Raw genomic sequence first — 5,504 nt, forward strand, 5'->3', positions numbered from 1 at the left:
GGTCGTCGACCCCGAGCGCGTCCTGCTGACCCAGCTGTTCACGGCGGGGCTCACCGAGAAGGAGCGGGCCGCGATCCCGCACCTGCCGGACGCGCGCTCCGGCGTGCTCGGAGCCCTCGTCAACGATCCGCGCCCGCTGCTCCTGGACGACGTCACCCAGGACCCACGGGCCGCCGGCTTCCCACCGGGCCACCCACCCATGCACAGCCTCCTGGGCGTACCGATCCGGGTGCACACGGAGGTGTTCGGCAACCTCTACCTCACCGAGAAGCGGGGCGGCGGCCCCTTCACGGACGAGGACCTCGCCCTGCTGCGCGTCCTGGCCTCGCAGGCGGGCATAGCGATCGGCAACGCCCGGCTCTACGAAACCGCGCGCCGCCGGGAGCGCTGGATCGACGGCGCCGCCGCCGTGACCACGGCCCTGCTCGCCGGACGCCCGGCGGCGGACGCCCTGATGTGCGTGGCCGAACGGGCGCGACTGCTGGCGGACGCCGCGGCCGGCGTGGTGCTCCAGCCGACCCCCGAGGGCGGCATGGAGATCGTGGCCGCCTCCACACCGGGCGACCCCGGGGACCTGGTGGGGACGGCGATCGCCCCCGGTTCGCCGGTGCTGGTCCAACTCCTCGGCGGCGAGCCCGTCTTCATCGACGACTCGGCGACGGATCCCCGGATGACCACGCACGTGCGCGAGCGGTTCGGGCCCTCCATGATGCTTCCGCTGCAGAGCGGCGGCCAGCTGATCGGCACCCTGGCCCTGCCCCGCGACCGGGGCGGCCCCGCGTACGACGCGGTGGACCGGCTGCTCGCCTCGCAGTTCGCCTCCCAGGCCGCACTGGCCCTCGTACTGGCGGACGCCCAGCACGACCGGGAGCAGTTGGCGGTGTACGAGGACCGCGACCGGATCGCGCGGGACCTGCACGACCTGGTGGTCCAGCGGCTCTTCGCCACCGAGATGATGCTGGAGAGCACCCGTCGGCGGGCCGCGAACGCCCCGTCGGGGGACACGGTGGGCGACGAGCTCAGCCGGGCCGTGGACGAGCTGGACTCCACGATCCAGGAGGTCCGGACGGCCATCTTCGCCCTCCAGCAGCCGCCGACCGACGCCCCGACGACCTTCCGGGGGCGGGTGCTGCGCGAGACGGGCGGGGCGGCGGCCGTGCTCGGCTTCCAGCCGTCGGTGCACTTCGCGGGCGCGGTGGACGCCCTGCTGCCGGATCCGGTGGCGGTCGACCTGCTCGGGGCCCTGCGCGGCGCCCTGGCCGCGGCGCACCGGCGCGGTGAGATCACCTTCATCGACGTACAGGTGGACGCGAGCCCGTCCCGGGTCCGCCTGACGGTGGCGGACGACGGCCGTACGGAATCGGGCGCGCGGGGCACGACGATGACGTGGGAGTCGGCGCTGTGACCGGCCGTCGGGCGGCGGCGGGGGTCGGCCGGGGCGGCGGACCCGCCGGGCCCTGAACCTCCGCTCCACGGGTTGTGCTTGCATGATCCGATGACTGGCGAAAGCACTCCCGCAGCCGAGGACGGCCCGGTTCGGCAGGTCCGGCGGCGGACCGACGCCGACCTCGGCGCGTGCGTCCGCGCGCTCGCCGAGGTCCATGAGCGCGACGGCTACCCCGTGAACTGGCCGGACCACCCCACCGGCTGGCTGTCGCGGCCGGCGCTGCTCGCGGCGTGGGTGGCGGAGCTGGACGGGCGGATCGTCGGTCACATCGGCCTCTCCCGCGGTGAGCCGGACGATGCGGCGCCCGCGCTGTGGAGCAGCCGCGAGGGTGTGAACAGTACGGCGGCCGCCGTGGTCGGCCGCCTGTTCGTCGCTCCGGCCGCACGAGGCCATGGGATCGGTGCGCTCCTGATGGCCCGGGCGGTGCGGGAGGCGCGGGAACGCGATCTGCGTCCCGTGCTCGACGTCGTGGCCTCGGACGCCTCGGCGGTGGCCCTGTACGAACGCCTGGGCTGGGAGCGGTTGGCCACGGTCGAGCAGCGGTGGAGCCCGGAGCGGACGGTGACCGTGCACTGCTACGCGGCAGCCGGGTGACCTGACCCCTCCTCCGCCCCCTCGGCCGCCTCCCCCTCAGGGCCGGTCCGGTCGGGTGGCCGCGCGCAGTGCGATCCGGGTGTTGGACTGGGCCACCCCCGCCTCCCGTTTCATCCGTCGGAGCAGCCCGTCGAGGGCGGCGGGGTCGGCGGCCCGGGCGCGTACGAGGTAGTCGTGCTCGCCCGTCACGTGCACGACCTCGGTGATCCCGGAGAGCTTGGCGACCTGCCGTTCGAACTCCTCGTTGGTGGTGTCCTGGCGCAGGGTGACGTCGATGAAGACGACGAGCCCGCCGGCGGTGTCTGCGGCCGGGTCCACGATCGTGGTGAAGCCGCGGATCACCCCTTCGCGGCGCATCCGTCGTACCCGGTCGGCGGTGGCGTTGGCGCTGAGGCCGACGCGGACGCCCAGGTCCCGGTACGAGATCCGCGCATCCTGCTGCAGGATGCCGAGGATTTCCCTGTCGAGGCGGTCCATACCGCGATTCTCGCAGTCGAGCCCGGTATTCGCGCTCATCCCCCGACGGCCCGGCCCGACGCTCGCCCCATGAACGAACTGATGTCACCGACGCTGGCGGGCGCGGCCGCGGGCCTGGGCGTGGCGATGCCCATGGGGGCGATGAGCGTGCTGCTGCTCCAGGAGGCGATGCGCGACCGCCGCACGGCCGTGGCCGCGGCCGCGGGAATCGCGGCGGTCGACCTCGGCTACGCCTCCCTCGCCACCGCGCTGGGGCCCTGGGTGGCCTCCCACATCTCCCCGGTCGAGGCCTGGGTCCGGCTGGCCTCGTCGGTGATCCTGCTGGTCATCGCGGCGCGCGGCCTGGCCGGAGCCCGCCTGCCCGGCGCCGGACCCGGCGCCGGCTCGGTCCCGGGCCACAGCCCGGTCGCCACCGTCACCGCCGCGTCCGACTCCGGGCTCGGCTCGAGTACCGGGTCAGGGTCCGGCGCCGGGCAGGCGGGCGTGTTCGTGCAGCCACGGCCCGGGAAGGCCTTCGTCCGGTACGTCGGGCTGACCGCCCTCAACCCCACCACCGCGCTCTACTTCGCCGCGCTCACCACCGCGCAGGGCGCCGCCCTGGGCACCGGAACGGCCGGCGCCGCGTTCCTCATCGGTGTCGGCGCCGCCTCGCTCCTGTGGCAGCAGGCCCTCGTGGCACTCGGCTCCCTCGCCGGGACCCGCATCCCGGACCGCGCCCGCGTCTGGACCTTCCGCCTCGGCTACGGCCTGGTCGCCGCGTACGCGGTGAAGATCGCCCTCCCGCTCCCGTGACCGGCCGCCCGCCCGGCCGGGGGTTTGCCCCCTGTGCCCCCGGCGGCGAGACTCGGTCCCGTGAACATGGGGATCTCCGGTTTCGAGCCGTCCTTCCTGGTCGGGATCGAGGCGGTCCGGCAGGCGCACGGTGCCCGGCTGGCGGCGCTCGTCGGCCGCCGGCTGACGGGGTTCGCCCTGGTGCGGTTCGCCGAGGACGGGGACTGGTACGCGGACTGCCCGGTGGTGCTCGACTTCGACGGAACCCGGGTCGAGGTCTGCCACACGAAGTTCGACGAGGTCTCGATCGGCTGGGGCACCATCCGGACCACGGAGGTGATCACGGGTTGGGACGAGGCCGGGCTGACGCCCGAGTGGTCGCACCGTGACGCGCGCCTCGAACCGTTCGTCGGCCAGGAGCTGCGCGACCTCGCGCTGATCGAATGGCGGCCGGCGGGCCGTGACCTGGCGGCGGGGACCCTGGCGGTGGAGTTCGTCTTCGACGCCGGCCGCCTGCGCATCGCCAACGCGCTCGACGAGAACAGCATCGAGACGGGCCCGGCCCGAGAGACCCACCTGCGGCACCGACCCGAGCACTGACCGGCGCCCCCTGACGGGTACGGGCCTGCGGAGCGGCCCGGCTCGTCGCCCCCCGCACACGTCCGGACCGTGCCCGGTCCGGATCCCGCGCCGGGCGCCACGGCACCACCCCGTCCAAGTACTGTCGCCCGTACACGACTTCGACGACCGTCGACCGACGACCCGACCTGGGGTGACCCCGTGACGACGACCCGCCTCTCGGCCCGCGAGGCCATCGCCTCCGTGACCGACCCCGGCAGCTTCACCGAACTCCCCGCGCCCCTGCGGGTGTCCCCCACCGACGGCCCCCTGGAGTGGACCGGCTACGACGGCTCCCGGGCCCGCGCCGCCGAGCGCACCGGCGAGCAGGAGTCCGTGGTCACCGGCACCGCCCTGGTGGGTGGCCATGAAGCCACCGTCATCTCCTTCGAGTTCGGCTTCCTGGGCGGCTCGCTGGGGCAGCGCACCGGGGACCGGCTCGAAGCCGCGTACGCCCACGCCCGCGAACACCGACTCCCCCTGGTCTCCCTCATCGCCACCGGCGGCTCCCGGATGCAGGAGGGGATGCTCGCACTCACCCAGCTCCAGCGCGTGGCCCGCCAGTGCGTCCTGACCCGGGCCGCGGGGCTCCCCCAGCTCGCCGTCCTGCGCGATCCGACCACGGGCGGCGGCTGGGCCACCCTCGGGGCCGGGGCCGATGTGGTCCTCGCGCTCCCGGGGGCCCAGGTCGGCTTCGCCGGGTCCCGGGTGCGTCCGGCGGACGCGGATCCGGCTGCCTACTGTGCCGAGGGCCAGTACGCCGCCGGTCATGTGGACACCGTGGTGCCCGCCGCCGAGCTGCCGGGCACCCTCGCCGACTGGCTCCGCGTCCTGGCCGCGCCCCGCTCCGCGGGGCCGGTCGAGCCGCCGGCCGCGCTGGCGGACGTAGCACCGCCGCGGACCGGTTGGGACGCCGTCCTGCAGGCCCGGCACCCCGAGCGGCCGCACGCCGCCGCGTACCTGGACGCGTACTTCGAGCTCCGCCTGCACCTCTCCGGGGACCGGGCGGGCGGCACCGACCCCGGGATGCTGTGCGGATTCGGGCTGCGGGAGGGCCGGGCCGTGGCCTACGCCGCCCAGTGCGGCACCGCCACCCGCCCGGCCGGCTACCGTACGGCCGCCCGCGTCATCCGCCTCGCGGACCGGCTCGGCATCCCGGTGCTCACCCTGGTGGACACCCCGGGCGCGGCCAACGACGCCGCCGCCGAACACGCCGGCGCGGGCGCGGCCATCGCCGACACCTTCGCGGCGCTGGCCGCGGCCACCGTCCCCGTCACCACCCTGCTGATCGGCGAGGGCGGCTCGGGCGGCGCCCTCGCGCTGGCCGCGCCGGGGAACACCTGGGTCACCCCGGACAGCTACTTCTCGGTGATCGCCCCGGAACTGGCGGCGGCCATCCTCAAGCGGCCCCCGTCGGCCGCTCCGGACACGGCGGACCAACTGCGCGTCCGCCCCCAGGACCTGGTGGCCCTGGGGGTCGCCCGCGGCATCGTCGGCCCGGGGCGTACGCCCTGAGCCCACTGCAACCGCCGGCTGCAGGAAGCGATCCGCTATCTGGGCAGCGCGCCTCCCCGGGTCCCGCTGGGATCAGCGGGAC

Annotated in this window: 6 protein-coding genes; 5 read left to right on the forward strand and 1 reads right to left on the reverse strand. The window is 75.4% G+C overall.

Annotated features, from left to right (window positions below):
* Both AB8A24_RS22795 and AB8A24_RS22800 read left to right on the forward strand, forming a co-directional pair.
* A partial coding sequence (locus tag AB8A24_RS22795; RefSeq protein WP_369477373.1) for a GAF domain-containing protein occupies window positions 1-1,405 on the forward strand: 1,405 nt, incomplete at its 5' end.
* A gap of 90 nt (window positions 1,406-1,495) precedes the next feature.
* Window positions 1,496-2,041 carry a GNAT family N-acetyltransferase gene (locus tag AB8A24_RS22800; RefSeq protein WP_369477375.1) on the forward strand — a complete coding sequence of 182 codons (546 nt, stop codon included), beginning with the start codon at window positions 1,496-1,498 and terminating at the stop codon, window positions 2,039-2,041.
* Between the two features lie 36 nt (window positions 2,042-2,077).
* On the opposite strand, the gene AB8A24_RS22805 is transcribed toward AB8A24_RS22800, so the two are convergent.
* Window positions 2,078-2,518, reverse strand: a complete 441-nt coding sequence (locus AB8A24_RS22805) for an Lrp/AsnC family transcriptional regulator (RefSeq protein ID WP_030715480.1) — start codon at window positions 2,516-2,518, stop codon at window positions 2,078-2,080.
* Window positions 2,519-2,587: 69 nt separating this feature from the next.
* Between AB8A24_RS22805 and AB8A24_RS22810 the strand changes: the two genes are divergently transcribed.
* From AB8A24_RS22810 to AB8A24_RS22820, 3 genes are all read left to right on the forward strand, one after another.
* On the forward strand, window positions 2,588-3,310 hold the full coding sequence (locus AB8A24_RS22810) for a hypothetical protein (protein WP_369477377.1): 723 nt from the start codon (window positions 2,588-2,590) through the stop codon (window positions 3,308-3,310).
* Between the two features lie 66 nt (window positions 3,311-3,376).
* The gene (locus AB8A24_RS22815; protein WP_369477385.1) at window positions 3,377-3,889 is read left to right on the forward strand and encodes a hypothetical protein; all 513 of its coding nucleotides are present in this window, start codon (window positions 3,377-3,379) and stop codon (window positions 3,887-3,889) included.
* A gap of 180 nt (window positions 3,890-4,069) precedes the next feature.
* Window positions 4,070-5,422, forward strand: coding sequence for a carboxyl transferase domain-containing protein (locus AB8A24_RS22820; protein WP_369477379.1), 1,353 nt, complete (start codon window positions 4,070-4,072; stop codon window positions 5,420-5,422).
* The last annotated feature ends 82 nt before the right edge of the window (window positions 5,423-5,504 follow it).

This window comes from Streptomyces sp. BF23-19 (genome assembly GCF_041106355.1).
Classification (GTDB): Bacteria; Actinomycetota; Actinomycetes; order Streptomycetales; family Streptomycetaceae; genus Streptomyces; species Streptomyces virginiae_A.

Bases quoted from the DNA above. Each gene is read 5' to 3' on its own strand.
- AB8A24_RS22805 (WP_030715480.1), bottom strand. From the start codon at position 2,518: ATGGACCGCCTCGACAGGGAAATCCTCGGCATCCTGCAGCAGGATGCG.
- AB8A24_RS22815 (WP_369477385.1), top strand. From the start codon at position 3,377: ATGGGGATCTCCGGTTTCGAGCCGTCCTTCCTGGTCGGGATCGAGGCG.
- AB8A24_RS22810 (WP_369477377.1), top strand. From the start codon at position 2,588: ATGAACGAACTGATGTCACCGACGCTGGCGGGCGCGGCCGCGGGCCTG.
- AB8A24_RS22800 (WP_369477375.1), top strand. From the start codon at position 1,496: ATGACTGGCGAAAGCACTCCCGCAGCCGAGGACGGCCCGGTTCGGCAG.